Origin of the sequence: Amycolatopsis vancoresmycina, assembly GCF_000716785.1 — a bacterium.
Lineage (GTDB): Bacteria > Actinomycetota > Actinomycetes > Mycobacteriales > Pseudonocardiaceae > Amycolatopsis > Amycolatopsis vancoresmycina.
In genome coordinates, this window is sequence record NZ_JNYY01000006.1 from 40,127 (window position 1) to 53,496 (window position 13,370).

Sequence of the window (13,370 nt, forward strand, 5' to 3'; positions counted from 1 at the left end):
AATGGATCTGAACAGCGACCTCGGCGAAGGCTTCGGCGCCTGGAAGATGGGCGACGACGAAGCCATGCTCGACATCGTGACCAGCGCGAACATCGCGTGCGGGTTCCACGCGGGCGACCCGTCGGTGATGCGGCGGGTGTGCGGACTGGCAGCCGAGCGCGGCGTCGCGATCGGGGCGCACGTCGGCTACCACGACCTGGCCGGGTTCGGCAGGCGCGCGCTCGACATCGCCCCGGACGACCTGGCGGACGAGGTGCTCTACCAGATCGGCGCGCTCGACGCGTTCGCCCGCGCGGCGGGCAGCCGCGTGACGTACGTGAAGCCGCACGGCGCGCTGTACAACACCGCCGCGGTGGACGCCGAGCAGGCCGCGGCGATCGTCGACGGCCTGCGCCGGTACGACCCGGCGCTGGCGCTGCTCTGCCTGCCGAACTCGGAGATGCAGCGGCAGGCCGAGGCGGCGGGCGTGGTGGCGTACGCGGAGGCGTTCGCGGACCGCGCCTACACCGCGGACGGCAAGCTCGTGTCGCGCAAGCAGCCGGGCGCGGTCATCCACGACGCCGACGTGGTCGCCGAGCGCGCGGTCGGCATGGCGACCGGCGGCGTCGTGACGGAGGACGGCACCAAGCTCGACGTCCGCCCGGACTCCCTGTGCGTGCACGGGGACACGCCGGGCGCGGTCGAGCTGGCCCGGCGGATCGAGGCGGCACTGACCGGGGCGGGCATCCAGCTCGGCGCGTTCACCGGATGACCGTCCGGCTGCTGCCGTGCGGGCGGCGCGCGGTGCTGGTGGAGACCGCCGACGTGCTGGGGTTCCAGGCGGCTTTGACGCAGTCGCTGCCGGACGGCGTCGAAGAGCTGGTCCCGGCGGCCCGGACGCTGCTGGTCCGCTTCGACCCGTCGGTGACCGACGCCGGCCGGCTGGGCGAGGTACTGCGCCGGGTGTCCCCTGTGGACAGTGCGGTGGCGGACGCGGGCGAGGTGGTGATCCCGGTGGTGTACGACGGCGAAGACCTGGCCGACGTCGCCGCGGAGACGGGGCTGAGCGTCGATTCGCTGGTCTCGCGGCACACCGCGGGTGCGTACGTCTCGGCGTTCTGCGGCTTCGCGCCGGGGTTCGCGTACCTGGCGGGGTCGGACCCGGTGCTGCACGTGGCGCGCCGGTCGTCGCCGCGGACCCGGATCCCGGCGGGCTCGGTGGCGATCGCGGGCGAGTACAGCGCGGTCTACCCGAGCGCGTCGCCGGGCGGCTGGCGGCTGCTGGGCCGGACGGACGCACCGGTGTGGGACGTCGAGCGCGACCCGCCGAACCTGCTGCCCCCGGGCACGCGCGTGCGGTTCGAGGCGGTGCGGTCGTGAAGCTCGAAGTCGTCCGGCCCGGGTTCGCGACGACGGTGCAGGACCTCGGCCGCCCGGGCCACGCGGCCCTCGGCGTCGGCCGCTCCGGCGCCGCCGACCGCGGGTCGTTCCGGCTGGCCAACCGGCTGGTCGGCAACCCGGAAGGGGCGGCGGCGCTGGAGGTCACGCTCGGCGGGCTGGTGCTGCGCGCTTCGGCAGTGACGACGGTGGCGGTCACCGGCGCTTCGTGCCCACTCTCGAAAGGCGGCCCGAACGGGCCGATCACCTTGCGGCCCGGCGAGGAACTGGCGCTGGGCACGGCGGTTTCGGGACTGCGGTGCTACGTCGCGGTGCGCGGCGGGATCGACGTGCCGCCGGTGCTCGGTTCCCGGGCGACGGACACGCTCGGGAAGCTGGGCCCGCCGCCGCTGACGGCCGGGACGCTGCTGCCGATCGGGCCTTCCCCGCAGGCTTTTCCGGTGGTGGACCTCGCCCCGCGGGCAGCTTTGCCCGCGGAACCGGTGCTGCGGGTGACGCCGGGCCCGCGTCGCGACTGGTTCAGCGCGCCGGACGACCTGCTGTCCACTGTGTACACAGTCTCGCCGGATTCGGACCGCGTCGGCATCCGGTTCACCGGCGCGGCGCTGGCCCGGGCGCGGCACGGCGAACTGCCGTCGGAAGCGTGCGTGCCGGGGTCGCTGCAGGTCCCGCCGTCGGGCCTGCCGATCCTGTTCCACGCCGACCACCCGACGACCGGCGGTTACCCGGTGATCGCGGTCGTCGAGGAGGCCGACCTCGACCTCGCAGCCCAGCTGCGCCCCGGCCAGCCCGTGCGCTTCCGTCCCGCGTCGTGAGTGGTAAGGCGGGTTCTAACCCGCCTTACCACTCACGACCACCAGCCAGGCGGCGTTCGTGACCGCGATCGCGAGCCACGCCGCCCAGGCCGCGCCGGGGGCGAGCCAGGTGGTGGCGACCCCCAGTGCCACCGTCACCACCAGCGGCCACGCGCGCGGCGCCCGGCGCGGGCTTCGTTCGGCCAGGTAGGCGTCGAGCGCCTCGGCGACCTGGTCGTCGATCTCGTCGCGCAGGCGCGCGTCCAGGTCAGACATGGGCCGGCACCGGCCGGGGCACGGCGACCGACAGGCACGCCAGCGCCAGCGGCACCTCCAGACCGGCCATGAGCAGCGAAAACACCACGTCGTCGCCGGCCGTCACGACGTCGAACCACGCGTCGGCGAGCAGCAGCGTCGCCGTGGCGATCGCCGCGAACGGCGTCCGCGGGTCGCCGCGGCCGACCAGCCAGGCCGTGAGCAGCAGGCCGGTCGCTTCCGCCGCGTCGAAACCGGTCCAGGCCAGCCGCCAGTGCTGCGCCTGCACGACGTCCGGCAGCGTCAGCCCGAGTACCGCGATCCACGGCAGCAGGGCGAGTCCCGCCGTCCAGAAGAGCTTCTTCATGCGAACCCCCGAGTTCTCTCCCGGCCCACGGTAGCGACTGCAGAGGTTCTTTGCAAACAATCTCTGTAGTACCCTGCGGTCATGGTCCAACGCCCCGAAAAGCGCGTCCTGACCGGCGCGGATCTCAAGGCCTTCTACAAGGCCCTGGCCAACCCGGTGCGCCGCGACATCCTGTCCTACCTGGGCAAACACGGCGAAGCGAACTCGACGAGCGTCGCCAAGGCCCTCGGCGAGAGCACCGGGACGACCAGCTACCACCTCCGCCGGCTCGCCGACCTGGAGCTGATCGAGGAGATCGACGGCCGCGGGGACGGCCGCGAACGCTGGTGGAAGTCGCGGGCGAAGGACATCTACACCCCGCCCGGCCTCGAGCTGGCGCCGGACGAGCGCGAAGCGATGCTCAAGCTCGGCGCGCTCAAGATGAGCCACGACCTGAGCCTGGTCACGCGCGCCTACGCGGGGTACGAGAACTCCGAGGGCTGGAACCAGATCTACCGCTCCGGCCTGCACCTCACGCGGGAGCAGGTGACGTCCTTCGTCGAGGAGTACCAGAACCTGGTGTGGAAGTACGTCACCGAGCCGGGGCAGCACCCGGAGGGCTCGCGGGCGGTCGCCGTCCGGTTCATCGTGGTTCCGGAGGAAGAGTCCACAGAGGACTAGAGGCCGGACACCCGCAGCGTGATGTTCAGCCGCCCGTCGAGGCCGAGCGCCGGGTCCGCCGTGCCCGGCAGCGTCTTCGGCACGCCGTGGTAGGCCAACCGGGACGGGCCGCCGAACACGAAGACGTCACCCGAACGCAGCTCGACGTCGGTGTACGGCTTGCCGCGAGTTTCGGTGTTGCCGAAGCGGAAGACGCAGGCGTCGCCGAGGCTGACCGACACCACCGGCTCCAGGCTGCGCTCGTCCTTGTCCTGGTGCAGCCCCATCTTCGCGGCCGCGTCGTAGAAGTTGACCAGCGCGATGTCCGGCTCGTAGGGCCGGGCCTCGCCGTACGCGGCCGCCAGCGCGCGGCGGCCGAGGTCGCCGAGCCAGTCTGGGAACGGCAGCACCGGGGTGCCCTCGCCGGTCGTGCGCGAGTAGCCGTACGGGTACCAGTGCCAGCCGAGGCAGACCGACTTCACCGACATCACGCCGCCGTTCGGCAGCCGCGTGTGGCGGTAGCCGGACCAGCCGCGGCAGGCCGCGACGAGCTCGCGCTGTTCGTCGAAACCGAGCCAGTCGGGCAGGTGCACGGCGCCGGGCGCGATCTCGGCGCGCGGGCGCGGCAGGAGGGCGTCCATCACCTCGATTGTGCCGGAGATTCCCGCCGGACACGTTCGGTGATCGTCGAGGGGACAACGCGGTGACCGCGGAACGTGACACCGGCGCTGGTGAACAGCCGCAGGAGTCGCCCGAATGGTCCAACGGGCGGCTCCTGCGGCCGAATCCCCTCGCTTTGGGCCACCATGAAATGACGTTCCCACACCTGAATGTCACAAGCCAGCGTGGATCAGCTACAAACGGGTCACTTGACCACGGCGCCGCCGATCAGTCGCGGAACGTGACGACGGTGACGCCCGCCCGCGCCGGCACGGGGTCGTTCATCGCGGCCAGCGCGGCCGGTACGTCGTCGAGCCCGATGCGCCGCCCGATCAGCGCGGCCAGGTCGATCCCCGCGGTCTCGACGACGCGCAGCAGCTCCGGGTACTCGTGCGCCTGGAGCCCGTGGACCCCGACCAGTTCGAGCTCGCCGCCGACGACCCGGTGCATCGGGATCGGCGCGACGCCCTGCGCGGGCGGCATCAGCCCGGCCTGGACGTGCCGGCCGCGCTTGCGGAGGCTGCCGACCGACGCCGCGCAGGTCGACGGCGAGCCGAGGCAGTCGAGCGAGACGTGGGTGCCGCCACCGGTCAGCTCGCGGACGTGCGCGGCGACGGCTTCCGGGCCGTCGAACGCCGAGGAGTCGACGGTGACGGCGGCACCGGACTTCGCGGCGAGCTGCAGCGCCGCCGTCGAGACGTCGACCGCGACGACCTTGGCACCGGCCGCGACGGCCAGCAGCACCGCGGAGATCCCGACGCCGCCGCAGCCGTACACCGAGACCCACTGGCCCGCGGTGACGCGCCCCTGCCGCAGCACGGCGCGGAACGCCGTGCCGAACCGGCAGCCCAGCGCCGCGGCCTCGGCGGCGCCGAGCGAGTCCGGGAGGGCGACGAGGTTCGTCTCGGCGTGCTCGATGGCGACGCGCTCGGCGAAAGAACCCCAGTGCGTGGCGCCGGGCTGGAACTCGCGGTCGCAGATCTGCTGGTCACCGCGGGCGCACTGGGCGCAGGTGCCGCAGGCGCAGACGAACGGCACGGTGACGCGCGCGCCGAGCTCCCAGCCGCAGACGCCTTCGCCGAGCGCGACGATCCGGCCGGCGAGCTCATGCCCGGCGACGTGCGGCAGCGTCACCGCGGTGTCGTGCCCCTGCCAGGTGTGCCAGTCGCTGCGGCAGACGCCGGTGGCGTCGACCTCGATCACCGCACCGCCCGGCGCGGCCACCGGCTCGGGCACGTCCCGCACGACGGGCGGGACGCAGAACTCCTCCATGACGACAGCTCGCATGTCCGCGAGCCTAATCGTCGCTCAATTGAGCGCGTGGAACCGCGCTCTCGCCCGCGGGGGACCGAGGAGTTTGCTGAGCGAGCCGTCCGGCACGTTCAGGATGTCCTCGAGATTCCGCAGGGCCAACAACGATTCCGGCCGCTCGGGCCGGCACCGCCCCGACTGCCAGTGGCTGAGGGTGGCCAGGCTGACCGTGGTTCCCCTGCCGCGCAAGCGATAGCGGATCCGCTCGAGGCCGAGGCCGCGGGCCCGGATCGCCGCCCGCAGGGCCACGTCGAACGGTCCGGCTGCCAGCAGCCGGCTCAGCTCCGCCTGTTCCCCCCGGTCTATGGTGCGTGTTCGCTGACCGGTCATCACAACGCTCCGAAGCACTCCCGTTTACAGAACATTGGAGCGTAGGCGCAGCTTCCCAAGATCGGAAGGGCCCTCACCCACCTGCCTTGCGCGTCTCGTCCGCGATCGCGGCGAACGGTTCCGCGTAGCCGGAGTTGATCGTGACGTAGGAAATCCCCCACCGTTCCCGCCACCGGAGAAGGGTTTCCGCGGCCGCGGCGGGGTCGGCGGGCAGCACGGTGACGGCCCCGCCGGCGACGAGTTCGGGCACGTCGGCCCCGGCCCAGCGCGCGATCGACGGCGACGGTTCGGTTCCGACGGCCATCAGGTTCAGGCCCAGTTCGATGTCGGGCAGCCGTGCCCCGGCAAGCTCTCGGAATCGATCCACAATGGACTGCGCTTCGGTTTCGGTGGTCTTCGGCGCCCAGCTGAACGTGACGGTGTCGGCTTCTTGCGCGGCGAGCGCCAGCATTTTCGGCCCGCCGCCGGCGAGCATCAGCCGCGGCCGGTCGGCTGTTCGCTTGAGGTGTGCGATGGTGGCGGCCATCCGTGTGATGCGCTCACCCGGTGAGGGGAACTCCCGCCCGAGGCTCTTCGCGTGCTCGTCCGCCCCGGGCCGCCCGACCCCGAGCCCGAGCTCGAACCGGCCGCGGGTCTGCCGGTGCAGGGTCTGCGCCTGCCAGTCGAGCGCTTCGGGCGTGCGGAAGGGATCGGCGAGCACGAAGGTGCCGACGGTGAGATCGATGGTGACCGCGGCGGCGGCCCCGAGCAGCACGAAGGGATCGGCGGTCCCGACGGGGTCGGTGGCGAGCAGGGTGTCGAAGCCGAGCTTCTCGACCCGTTCGGCTTGAGCGGTCCACGAGGTGAGCCCGGGCGAGTAACCGGCGACGACACCGAAGCGGAAGGGTTTCATGCGAGCCATGGTCTTGCGGAGGGGGTTGTCACCACATCCGCTCCACGACGTCACCCGCGCGTACGCCGCTCAACGTCATAACGCCTTGATCACCGACGGTAACAGCTGCGAAGGCTCCGACGTCTGTACGCACAGTTCCGGCGACGAGAGTGAGAACGGACCGATGACCACTGAAGCCAACGCCGAGCAGGAACCGCAACCTCAGGCCCTGCCGATGTCCGAGTTCGCTCAGCAGCCGATCCGGCGAAAGCGCAAGCCGCTGCTGCTGTTCGCCGCCGCCTCCATCGTCGTCGTGCTCGTCACCGTTCTCACCGTCGTCCTCACGACCGCGGGCAGCACCGCCGTCAACGGCACATTGACCCTGCTGTGCGACATGCAATGCACCAAGTCCACCGCCGACGGATACGACGGCTACACGGACCTCAGCGACGGCTCTCAGGTCACCCTGGTGAACGAAAGCGGCCGCGTGGTGGCTACGACCGAGCTCCATCGGACACCCGGTGAACAGACGAAGATCGTCGCCGGGATGTGGGTGCGAACGTTCACCTTCACGTTCGCCGACGTGCCGAGCGCGGAACGCTACGGCGTCCACGTCGGGAACAACAATCGCGGCACGCTCTGGAAAGACGCCGACGAAGCCGAGCGAGCCGGATTCCAGCTTTCCCTCGGCAGCTAGCGCAGGGTGACCGACAACGCCTGCGCGATCTCCTTGCCGATGGCGTGCGTGGCGGCGTCCGGCGGCGAGCCCACCTTGACGACCATCGGCCCGCCGAACGGCTGCCGCTCCACCACCTCGATGCGTTCGCCCAGGTTGATCGCGTGTTCCGTCAGGTACCTGAGCAGCTCCGGGTCGGTGTCCCAGACCCGGACGATCTCGCCGACCGCGCCCGGCTGGAGGTCGTCCAGGATCCGGACCGGCAGCTCCTCCACGCTGCCGTCGGGCGCCGGGATCGGGTCGCCGTGGGGGTCGCGGACCGGGTTGCCCAGCTTCGCCGCGATGCGCTCGACCAGCCTGTCCGACACCGCGTGCTCCAGCGCGTCCGCCTCCGCGTGGACCTCGTCCCACGTGTAGCCGAGCTCCGACACCAGGTACGTCTCGATCAGCCGGTGCCGCCGGAGCACCGACCGCGCCAGCAGCCTGCCGTCGGCCGTCAGCTCGATGCCGCGGTACGGCACGTGGGTGACCAGGCCCAGCTGGGACAGCTTCGTGACCATCCCCGACGCCGAGGACGGGCTGACCTCCAGCCGGCCGGCGAGCGACGTGTTGGTGACCGCCTCACCCCGCTCGACCAGGCCGTAGATCACCCGGACGTAGTCCTCGACCGACGAGGACCTCCGGACCGAACCATCTCCCATGCCGCACACGATACGGGGCCGGGTACTTTCTCGTGAAAGTTCACGGCCGCCAGCGGTAGCGGATCCAGCCCGGGACCGGCTCGGCGCCGAGCTGGGCGTAGAACGCCTCGCCTTTCTCGTTGCCCGCCTGCATGTCCCACTCGACGCGGCCGCTCGTGCGGTTGCGCAGCTCGTCCAGCAGCTCGCTGCCGAGCCCGAAGCGCCGGTGCGCGGGCCGGACGAACAGGTCGTCCAGCCAGATCCCCGGCCGCGCCTCCCAGGTCGAGAAGTTCCAGCTGCAGAACGCGAAGCCGGCCACCGTGCCGGGCTCGCCGGGCGGGGTCGCGATGAGCACCCACGCCTTCGGGTCCGGCCCGAACAGGTGGCCGCTCATCTCGGCGCGGTCCAGCTTCAGGTCGTGGTTGTCCTCGTAGACGGCGTGCTCCTCGATGAGCGCGCAGATTTCCTCGCTGTCTTCGAAGACGGCGTCGCGGACGGGCATCTCGCCTCCCGGTTTTGTCGGTGGTGGTCGTTACTGTCGGGCTCGGAGGTGGTCGATGTCACCAGAGGAGAAGTTCGAGGACCTGGTCGACGAGTTCACCGGACGTCCGGGCATCACGCCACCCGGCACGACCGGCGGGTTCGGGCGCACCGCACTGCGCGCGCACGGCCGGATCTTCGCGATGTTCGTCCGCGGGCAGCTGGTGCTGAAGCTGCCCCGGGCCAGGGTCGACGAACTGGTCGAGGGCGGGCACGGGGTGCGTTTCGACGCCAACAAGGGCACCCCGATGAAGGAGTGGCTGGCCCTGGACGCCGGGTCGCCGCAACCGTGGTCCGCGCTCGCCGAAGAAGCACTCGAACACGTGGGAAGGAAGTGAGCCATCACGCTTGATAACGCAGTTCACCGCCGACGGCGGTCCCTTGCACGCTGACGTCGTCCAAAGCGGACTCGTCCAGGGGCGAACCGGACAACACGGCGAAGTCGGCGAGCTTCCCGGGTTCGAGCGTGCCCAGGTCACGCTCGGCGAAGGTGGCGTACGCCGAGCCGTACGTGTACGCGCGCAACGCCTGCTCCGGCGTCAGCGCCTCTTCGGGTGCGAAGGGCGCGCCTGACGCCGTGCGCCGATGCACCATGTCGGCCAGGGCGAGCAGCGGCGCGCCGTTCACGACCGGCCGGTCCGAGGACGCGGGCAGCACGCAACCCGCGTCGAGGAGGCTTCGCAGCCGGTAGCACCAGGGCATGCGTGAGTCACCGAGCGCGGCGCGCATGCCGTCGCCGAGCTCGTTGACGAACCGGCCCTGCGGCGACGGGATGATGCCGAGCGACGCGAGCCGGGTGAGCTCCGGGGGCTGGAGCACCGCGCAGTGTTCGATGCGGTGCCGGTGGTCCGTGCGCGGCGAAGCAGCCAACGCGGCTTCGTAGGCGTCGAGGACGACGGTGATCGCGCGGTCGCCGATCGCGTGCGTCGCGATCTGCCAGCCCGCTTCGTGGGCGCGGCGGATCGTGCGGGCCAGCTCGTCTTCGGGCACCTGGAAGTAGCCGCGGTTGCCCGGCTCGCCGTCGAACGGGTCGTGCATCGCGCAGGTGCGCCCGACCAGGGAACCGTCGGCGAACAACTTCATCGGGCCGACGCGCAGCCACTCGTCGCCGAGGCCGGTGCGCAGGCCGAGGTCGAGGCCGAAGCCGGCGTCGTCGGGCAGGTCGTGCAGCACGCTCGCGGCGACCATCACCGTGCTGCGCACGCGCAGCACGCCGGTGTCCCGCGCCTGCTGGTAGGCCGCCAGCTCGATGGGTGTCTCGCCGACCAGGCCACCGCCGATGCCGGCTTCCTGGACACTGGTGATGCCCTCGGCCAGGTACCGCTCGGACGCGCGCTCGAGCCCGCGCACGACCCGCTCGACGGGGGTCGGGTAGGTGAGCGGCCGCAGCAGCAGCTGCGCCTGCTCGCGGAGCAGGCCGGTCGGCGAGCCGTCCGCGTGGACGACGTCGCCGCCGACGGGCACGTTCGCCAGGTCGAGCCGGTCGAGCACGGCCGAGTTGACCACGGTCATGTGGCCGGACGTGTGCTTCAGCCGCACGAGCATCCCCGGCGCGGCGCGGTCGAGGCCGTGGCGGTCCGGGTGCCCGCCCACGAGCTTGTTCTGGTCGTACCCGCTGCCGACCACCCAGCTCCCGGCCGGGAGCGTCGCGGCGCGCGCGGCGACGGCGTCGTAGACCTCCTCGACGCTGCGGCAGTCGCTGAGCGGGACGTCGTCCAGGCCCATGCCGAACCACGCCATGTGGTTGTGGGCGTCGTGGAAGCCGGGCACGACGAAGCCCCCGGCCAGGTCGACCCGCGAACGCGCCGACAGCGAGCGGGCGTCGTCTCCCAGCGCGACGACTCGGCCGTGGAGGACGGCGAGGGCGCTGGTCACGCCGGTGCCCGTCCACACCGTGGCGTTCTCGTAAATCGTGTCGACGCGCATGAGTTCAGAGGCTATCGATCGATCGATCGAACGTCTAGCATCGCCCTCATGCCCACCGTGGAGTTCGCCGTCGAGGACGGCATCGCGCAGATCCGGCTGAACCGGCCCGAGCGGCTGAACGCGGTCGCCGCCGTGCTGGTCGACGACTTCCTCGCCGCCCTCGACGCGGCCGCTCGCAGCGACGCCCGCGTCGTCGTGCTGTCCGGGAACGGGCGCGCCTTCTGCGCCGGCCACGACCTCAAGGAACCCACCCCCGCGGGTGACTCGCGGGCGCGGCTGGACCGGCTCCAGGACGTCACGCGGCGGCTGCGCGGGCTGCGGCAGCCGGTGATCGCGGCGGTGCACGGCTACGCGATCGGCGCCGGCGCGGAGTTCGCGCTCGGCTGCGACCTGATCCTGGCCGCCGAGGACGCCGTGTTCGCGTTCCCCGAGGTGTCGCTGGGCCTGAGCGTCACCGGCGCGGCGTCACGGCTGCTCCCGCTGCTGGTCGGCCCGCTCAAGGCGAAGGAGCTCCTGCTGCTCGGCGAACGCTTCGACGGCCGGAAGGCCGCCGAGCTGGGCATGGTCAACGCCGCCGTCCCGGCCGAGCAGCTCCAGGCCGAGGCGCTGAGCTGGGCGAAGCGGATCGCCGAGCACCCGCCCGCGGCGGCGGCCATGGCCAAACGGGTTCTCGACACGCCGATCGACGTCGAACCCGCCCTCGAACTCGAGGTCAGCCACGCCCTGATCACCGAGCACTCGGCCGCCGTCGCCGCGTCCACCGAAGCCTTCCGGAGCCGGGCGTGACGCCGCTGGCCGAGATCGGCACGCTCGCCCAGCTCGTCACGCGGGCGGCGCAGCTGTGGCCGGAGCGGACGGCGTGGGTGTTCGACCACCTGGACCGGACGTTCACCTTCGCCGAGGTCGACCGCGAAAGCTCCCGCTTCGCCGCGGCGCTGGCGGAACGCGGGATCGGCCCGGGCGACCGGGTCGCGGTGATGCTGCGCAACCAGCCGGACTTCCCGCTGATCTGGCTCGCGCTGGCGAAGATCGGCGCGCAGCTGGTGCCGGTGAACACGAACTACCAGGAGTTCGACGGCGCCCACGTCCTGCGGCACTCCGGCGCGAAACTCGCCGTCGCCGCACCCGAGTTCACCGGCCTCCTCGAGCGGATCGGCCTCACCGAGGTGGTCACGCCGGACCGGCTCGACGCCGCCGGGGCCGCGCCGGAATTCACCCCGGTGCCCGAATCGCCGGTCAACATCCAGTACACCTCCGGCACCACCGGCGCGCCCAAGGGCTGCGTCCTGCCGAACCGCTACTGGACGACCCTCGTGATCGGCCTGGCCACCGACTTCCCCGCCGTCGGCGAGGACGACGTGATCCTGACCGCGCAGCCGTTCCACTACATCGATCCACAGTGGAATGTCGCGTTGGGACTCGCCGGCGGCGCCACCCTGGTCGTGCTGGACCGGTTCCACCCCAGCACGTTCTGGGCGAAGGTGCGCGAGCACGGCGTCACCTGGTTCTACTGCCTCGGGCTGATGCCGACGCTGCTGCTGCGGCAGGCACCGTCCGAAGCCGACCGGGACCACCGCGTCCGGGCGATCTGCGCGTCCGCGATCCCGCACGAGCTGCACGCCGAGCTGGAGCAGCGCTGGGGTGTGCCGTGGTACGAGGCCTTCGGGATGACCGAAACCGGCGGTGACATCCGGATGACCGCCGCCGACCACGACGAGACCGTCGGCACCGGCTGCATCGGGCGGCCCAGCCGGGACCGTGAGGTGCTCATCGCCGGCGACGACGGGAAGCCGCTGCCGCGCGGGGAAACCGGGCAGCTGCTGATCCGCGGGATCGGCCTGATGCACGGCTACCACGACGATCCCGAGGCCACCGCGAAGGCGTTCGCGAACGGCTGGTTCCACACCGGCGACCTCGCCCGGATGGACGCCGCCGGCCGCGTCTACTACGTCGGGCGCACGAAGGACATGATCCGCCGCAGCGGCGAGAACATCTCCGCCGACGAGGTCGAGCGCGCGCTGCTGCTGCACCCCTCGATCAAGCTGGCGGCCGTCGTCGCGGTGCCCGACGAGCTGCGCGGCGAGGAGGTCAAGGCGTACGTCGTGTGCGACGGCGACCGGCCGGAACCCGCCGAGCTCGCCGCGTTCTGCGCCGGGAAATTGGCCTACTTCAAGGTTCCGCGGTTCTGGGCGTTCGCCGGCGAGCTGCCGATGACGCCGTCGGAGCGGGTGGCGAAGGGCGAGCTGCGGAAGGTCGCCGACCCGCGCGCCGGGTCTTGGGACGCGAAGGCGGGCGCATGGCTGTGAGCAGCCGGGAGCGGGTGCGCGCCGCCGCGGTGAAGCTGTTCGCCACCAAGGGGTTCCACGGCACCGGCATCCGGGATCTGGCGCAGGAGGCGGAACTCTCCTCGGCCAGCCTGTACCACTACATGGGCACCAAGGAGGATCTGCTCGCGGAGATCATGCACACCGCGCTGAACCGCCTGCTCGACGCCGCCCGCGAAGCGACCGCGGGCGGCGGGGACCCGGTGCACCGGCTGCGGACGCTGGTCGTGCTGCACGTCCTCGCGCACGCCGTGGGCCCGGCGGAAACCCGGGTGGTGGACAACGAAGTCGACGTCCTGTCCCCGGCCGCGCGCGAGCCCGTCGTGGCCCTGCGGGACGCCTACGAGCGGCTGTGGGCGTCGGCGATCGACGAAGGCGTGGCCGCGGGGGTGTTCCGGGTCGCCCACCCGGCGGTGACCCGGCTGGCGCTGCTGGAGATGTGCAGCGGCGTCGCCAGGTGGTATTCCCCACGTGGCCCGCTGGCGCTGGACGAGCTGGCGGAGCACTACGCGGAGCTGGCGTCGAGGGCCTTGGGCTGCACGTCGGTGCCGGGTGTCACCGACTTGCGGCGGTGCCGGGAAATCGTCGCGAAAGAGTGGGGGGTGTCCGTTTAGCGGCGC

General features: G+C 72.0%; 18 protein-coding genes. 9 read left to right on the plus strand and 9 right to left on the minus strand.

The features are described from left to right. Window position 1 precedes the first annotated feature (1 nt). Genes OO60_RS15150 through OO60_RS15160 form a run of 3 tightly spaced genes read left to right on the plus strand, consistent with a single transcriptional unit; the run spans window position 2 to window position 2,192 of the window. Complete coding sequence (locus OO60_RS15150; protein ID WP_003070575.1) at window positions 2-751, plus strand: LamB/YcsF family protein; 750 nt, start codon at window positions 2-4, stop codon at window positions 749-751. Further along, entirely contained in the window at window positions 748-1,359 is a 612-nt protein-coding gene (locus OO60_RS15155; RefSeq protein ID WP_003070578.1) for a 5-oxoprolinase subunit B family protein, read from the plus strand. Before OO60_RS15150 ends, OO60_RS15155 begins: the two co-directional genes overlap by 4 nt. After that, window positions 1,356-2,192 carry a 5-oxoprolinase subunit C family protein gene (locus OO60_RS15160; RefSeq protein ID WP_033261552.1) on the plus strand — a complete coding sequence of 279 codons (837 nt, stop codon included), beginning with the start codon at window positions 1,356-1,358 and terminating at the stop codon, window positions 2,190-2,192. Before OO60_RS15155 ends, OO60_RS15160 begins: the two co-directional genes overlap by 4 nt. Window positions 2,193-2,207: 15 nt before the next feature. Here the strand turns inward: OO60_RS15160 and OO60_RS15165 are convergent, their stop codons facing one another. Together OO60_RS15165 and OO60_RS15170 are read right to left on the minus strand one after the other, a co-directional pair. Continuing rightward, window positions 2,208-2,447, minus strand: a complete 240-nt coding sequence (locus OO60_RS15165) for a hypothetical protein (RefSeq protein WP_004561320.1) — start codon at window positions 2,445-2,447, stop codon at window positions 2,208-2,210. Then, window positions 2,440-2,793: a hypothetical protein gene (locus tag OO60_RS15170; RefSeq protein ID WP_004561319.1), complete on the minus strand. Its 354-nt coding sequence runs from the start codon at window positions 2,791-2,793 to the stop codon at window positions 2,440-2,442. The genes OO60_RS15165 and OO60_RS15170 overlap by 8 nt, the downstream gene beginning before the upstream one ends. A gap of 81 nt (window positions 2,794-2,874) precedes the next feature. On the opposite strand from OO60_RS15170, the gene OO60_RS15175 reads away from it, so the two are divergent. Continuing rightward, entirely contained in the window at window positions 2,875-3,453 is a 579-nt protein-coding gene (locus OO60_RS15175; RefSeq protein ID WP_004561318.1) for an ArsR/SmtB family transcription factor, read from the plus strand. Here OO60_RS15175 and OO60_RS15180 read toward each other — a convergent pair. The 4 genes from OO60_RS15180 to OO60_RS15195 form a co-directional block, all read right to left on the minus strand. Further along, on the minus strand, window positions 3,450-4,073 hold the full coding sequence (locus OO60_RS15180) for an alpha-ketoglutarate-dependent dioxygenase AlkB family protein (protein ID WP_004561317.1): 624 nt from the start codon (window positions 4,071-4,073) through the stop codon (window positions 3,450-3,452). The two genes, OO60_RS15175 and OO60_RS15180, sit on opposite strands and share 4 nt — an antisense overlap. Before the next feature lie 247 nt (window positions 4,074-4,320). Further along, entirely contained in the window at window positions 4,321-5,379 is a 1,059-nt protein-coding gene (locus tag OO60_RS15185; RefSeq protein WP_033261554.1) for a zinc-binding dehydrogenase, read from the minus strand. Between the two features lie 21 nt (window positions 5,380-5,400). Next, on the minus strand, window positions 5,401-5,733 hold the full coding sequence (locus tag OO60_RS15190) for a hypothetical protein (RefSeq protein WP_033261710.1): 333 nt from the start codon (window positions 5,731-5,733) through the stop codon (window positions 5,401-5,403). 73 nt (window positions 5,734-5,806) lie between these two features. Next, a complete protein-coding gene (locus OO60_RS15195; protein ID WP_004561314.1) occupies window positions 5,807-6,625 on the minus strand; it encodes an LLM class flavin-dependent oxidoreductase in 819 nt (272 codons plus the stop codon). Between the two features lie 163 nt (window positions 6,626-6,788). Here OO60_RS15195 and OO60_RS15200 point away from each other — a divergent pair, with 163 nt between their 5' ends. Beyond that, the gene (locus OO60_RS15200; RefSeq protein ID WP_004561313.1) at window positions 6,789-7,301 is read left to right on the plus strand and encodes a hypothetical protein; all 513 of its coding nucleotides are present in this window, start codon (window positions 6,789-6,791) and stop codon (window positions 7,299-7,301) included. Here OO60_RS15200 and OO60_RS15205 read toward each other — a convergent pair. Together OO60_RS15205 and OO60_RS15210 are read right to left on the minus strand one after the other, a co-directional pair. After that, window positions 7,298-7,981 (minus strand): metal-dependent transcriptional regulator, encoded by a 684-nt coding sequence (locus OO60_RS15205; protein ID WP_033261556.1) that lies wholly within the window; start codon window positions 7,979-7,981, stop codon window positions 7,298-7,300. The genes OO60_RS15200 and OO60_RS15205 overlap by 4 nt on opposite strands. A gap of 40 nt (window positions 7,982-8,021) precedes the next feature. Further along, on the minus strand, window positions 8,022-8,462 hold the full coding sequence (locus tag OO60_RS15210; protein WP_004561311.1) for a GNAT family N-acetyltransferase: 441 nt from the start codon (window positions 8,460-8,462) through the stop codon (window positions 8,022-8,024). Window positions 8,463-8,517: 55 nt separating this feature from the next. On the opposite strand from OO60_RS15210, the gene OO60_RS46925 reads away from it, so the two are divergent. Next, entirely contained in the window at window positions 8,518-8,838 is a 321-nt protein-coding gene (locus tag OO60_RS46925; protein WP_004561310.1) for a hypothetical protein, read from the plus strand. Window positions 8,839-8,842: 4 nt separating this feature from the next. Here OO60_RS46925 and OO60_RS15220 read toward each other — a convergent pair whose 3' ends face one another. Further along, a complete protein-coding gene (locus OO60_RS15220) occupies window positions 8,843-10,426 on the minus strand; it encodes an amidohydrolase (protein WP_004561309.1) in 1,584 nt (527 codons plus the stop codon). A 48-nt stretch (window positions 10,427-10,474) separates the two neighbouring features. Here OO60_RS15220 and OO60_RS15225 point away from each other — a divergent pair, with 48 nt between their 5' ends. The 3 genes from OO60_RS15225 to OO60_RS15235 are packed head-to-tail and all read left to right on the plus strand — an operon-like array spanning window position 10,475 to window position 13,364. Then, window positions 10,475-11,212, plus strand: coding sequence for an enoyl-CoA hydratase/isomerase family protein (locus tag OO60_RS15225; RefSeq protein WP_004561308.1), 738 nt, complete (start codon window positions 10,475-10,477; stop codon window positions 11,210-11,212). Beyond that, complete coding sequence (locus OO60_RS15230; protein ID WP_004561307.1) at window positions 11,209-12,732, plus strand: ATP-dependent acyl-CoA ligase; 1,524 nt, start codon at window positions 11,209-11,211, stop codon at window positions 12,730-12,732. The genes OO60_RS15225 and OO60_RS15230 overlap by 4 nt, the downstream gene beginning before the upstream one ends. Further along, complete coding sequence (locus OO60_RS15235) at window positions 12,723-13,364, plus strand: TetR/AcrR family transcriptional regulator (protein ID WP_425304648.1); 642 nt, start codon at window positions 12,723-12,725, stop codon at window positions 13,362-13,364. The genes OO60_RS15230 and OO60_RS15235 overlap by 10 nt, the downstream gene beginning before the upstream one ends. The last annotated feature ends 6 nt before the right edge of the window (window positions 13,365-13,370 follow it).

What these genes read in the sequence shown, in the direction of transcription:
- OO60_RS15150 (WP_003070575.1), top strand. Translation starts at nt 2, where the DNA reads ATGGATCTGAACAGCGACCTCGGCGAAGGCTTCGGCGCCTGGAAGATG.
- OO60_RS15155 (WP_003070578.1), top strand. Translation starts at nt 748, where the DNA reads ATGACCGTCCGGCTGCTGCCGTGCGGGCGGCGCGCGGTGCTGGTGGAG.
- OO60_RS15165 (WP_004561320.1), bottom strand. Translation starts at nt 2,447, where the DNA reads ATGTCTGACCTGGACGCGCGCCTGCGCGACGAGATCGACGACCAGGTC.
- OO60_RS15170 (WP_004561319.1), bottom strand. Translation starts at nt 2,793, where the DNA reads ATGAAGAAGCTCTTCTGGACGGCGGGACTCGCCCTGCTGCCGTGGATC.
- OO60_RS15175 (WP_004561318.1), top strand. Translation starts at nt 2,875, where the DNA reads ATGGTCCAACGCCCCGAAAAGCGCGTCCTGACCGGCGCGGATCTCAAG.
- OO60_RS15180 (WP_004561317.1), bottom strand. Translation starts at nt 4,073, where the DNA reads ATGGACGCCCTCCTGCCGCGCCCGCGCGCCGAGATCGCGCCCGGCGCC.
- OO60_RS15185 (WP_033261554.1), bottom strand. Translation starts at nt 5,379, where the DNA reads ATGCGAGCTGTCGTCATGGAGGAGTTCTGCGTCCCGCCCGTCGTGCGG.
- OO60_RS15190 (WP_033261710.1), bottom strand. Translation starts at nt 5,733, where the DNA reads ATGACCGGTCAGCGAACACGCACCATAGACCGGGGGGAACAGGCGGAG.
- OO60_RS15195 (WP_004561314.1), bottom strand. Translation starts at nt 6,625, where the DNA reads ATGAAACCCTTCCGCTTCGGTGTCGTCGCCGGTTACTCGCCCGGGCTC.
- OO60_RS15200 (WP_004561313.1), top strand. Translation starts at nt 6,789, where the DNA reads ATGACCACTGAAGCCAACGCCGAGCAGGAACCGCAACCTCAGGCCCTG.
- OO60_RS15205 (WP_033261556.1), bottom strand. Translation starts at nt 7,981, where the DNA reads ATGGGAGATGGTTCGGTCCGGAGGTCCTCGTCGGTCGAGGACTACGTC.
- OO60_RS15210 (WP_004561311.1), bottom strand. Translation starts at nt 8,462, where the DNA reads ATGCCCGTCCGCGACGCCGTCTTCGAAGACAGCGAGGAAATCTGCGCG.
- OO60_RS46925 (WP_004561310.1), top strand. Translation starts at nt 8,518, where the DNA reads ATGTCACCAGAGGAGAAGTTCGAGGACCTGGTCGACGAGTTCACCGGA.
- OO60_RS15220 (WP_004561309.1), bottom strand. Translation starts at nt 10,426, where the DNA reads ATGCGCGTCGACACGATTTACGAGAACGCCACGGTGTGGACGGGCACC.
- OO60_RS15225 (WP_004561308.1), top strand. Translation starts at nt 10,475, where the DNA reads ATGCCCACCGTGGAGTTCGCCGTCGAGGACGGCATCGCGCAGATCCGG.
- OO60_RS15235 (WP_425304648.1), top strand. Translation starts at nt 12,723, where the DNA reads ATGGCTGTGAGCAGCCGGGAGCGGGTGCGCGCCGCCGCGGTGAAGCTG.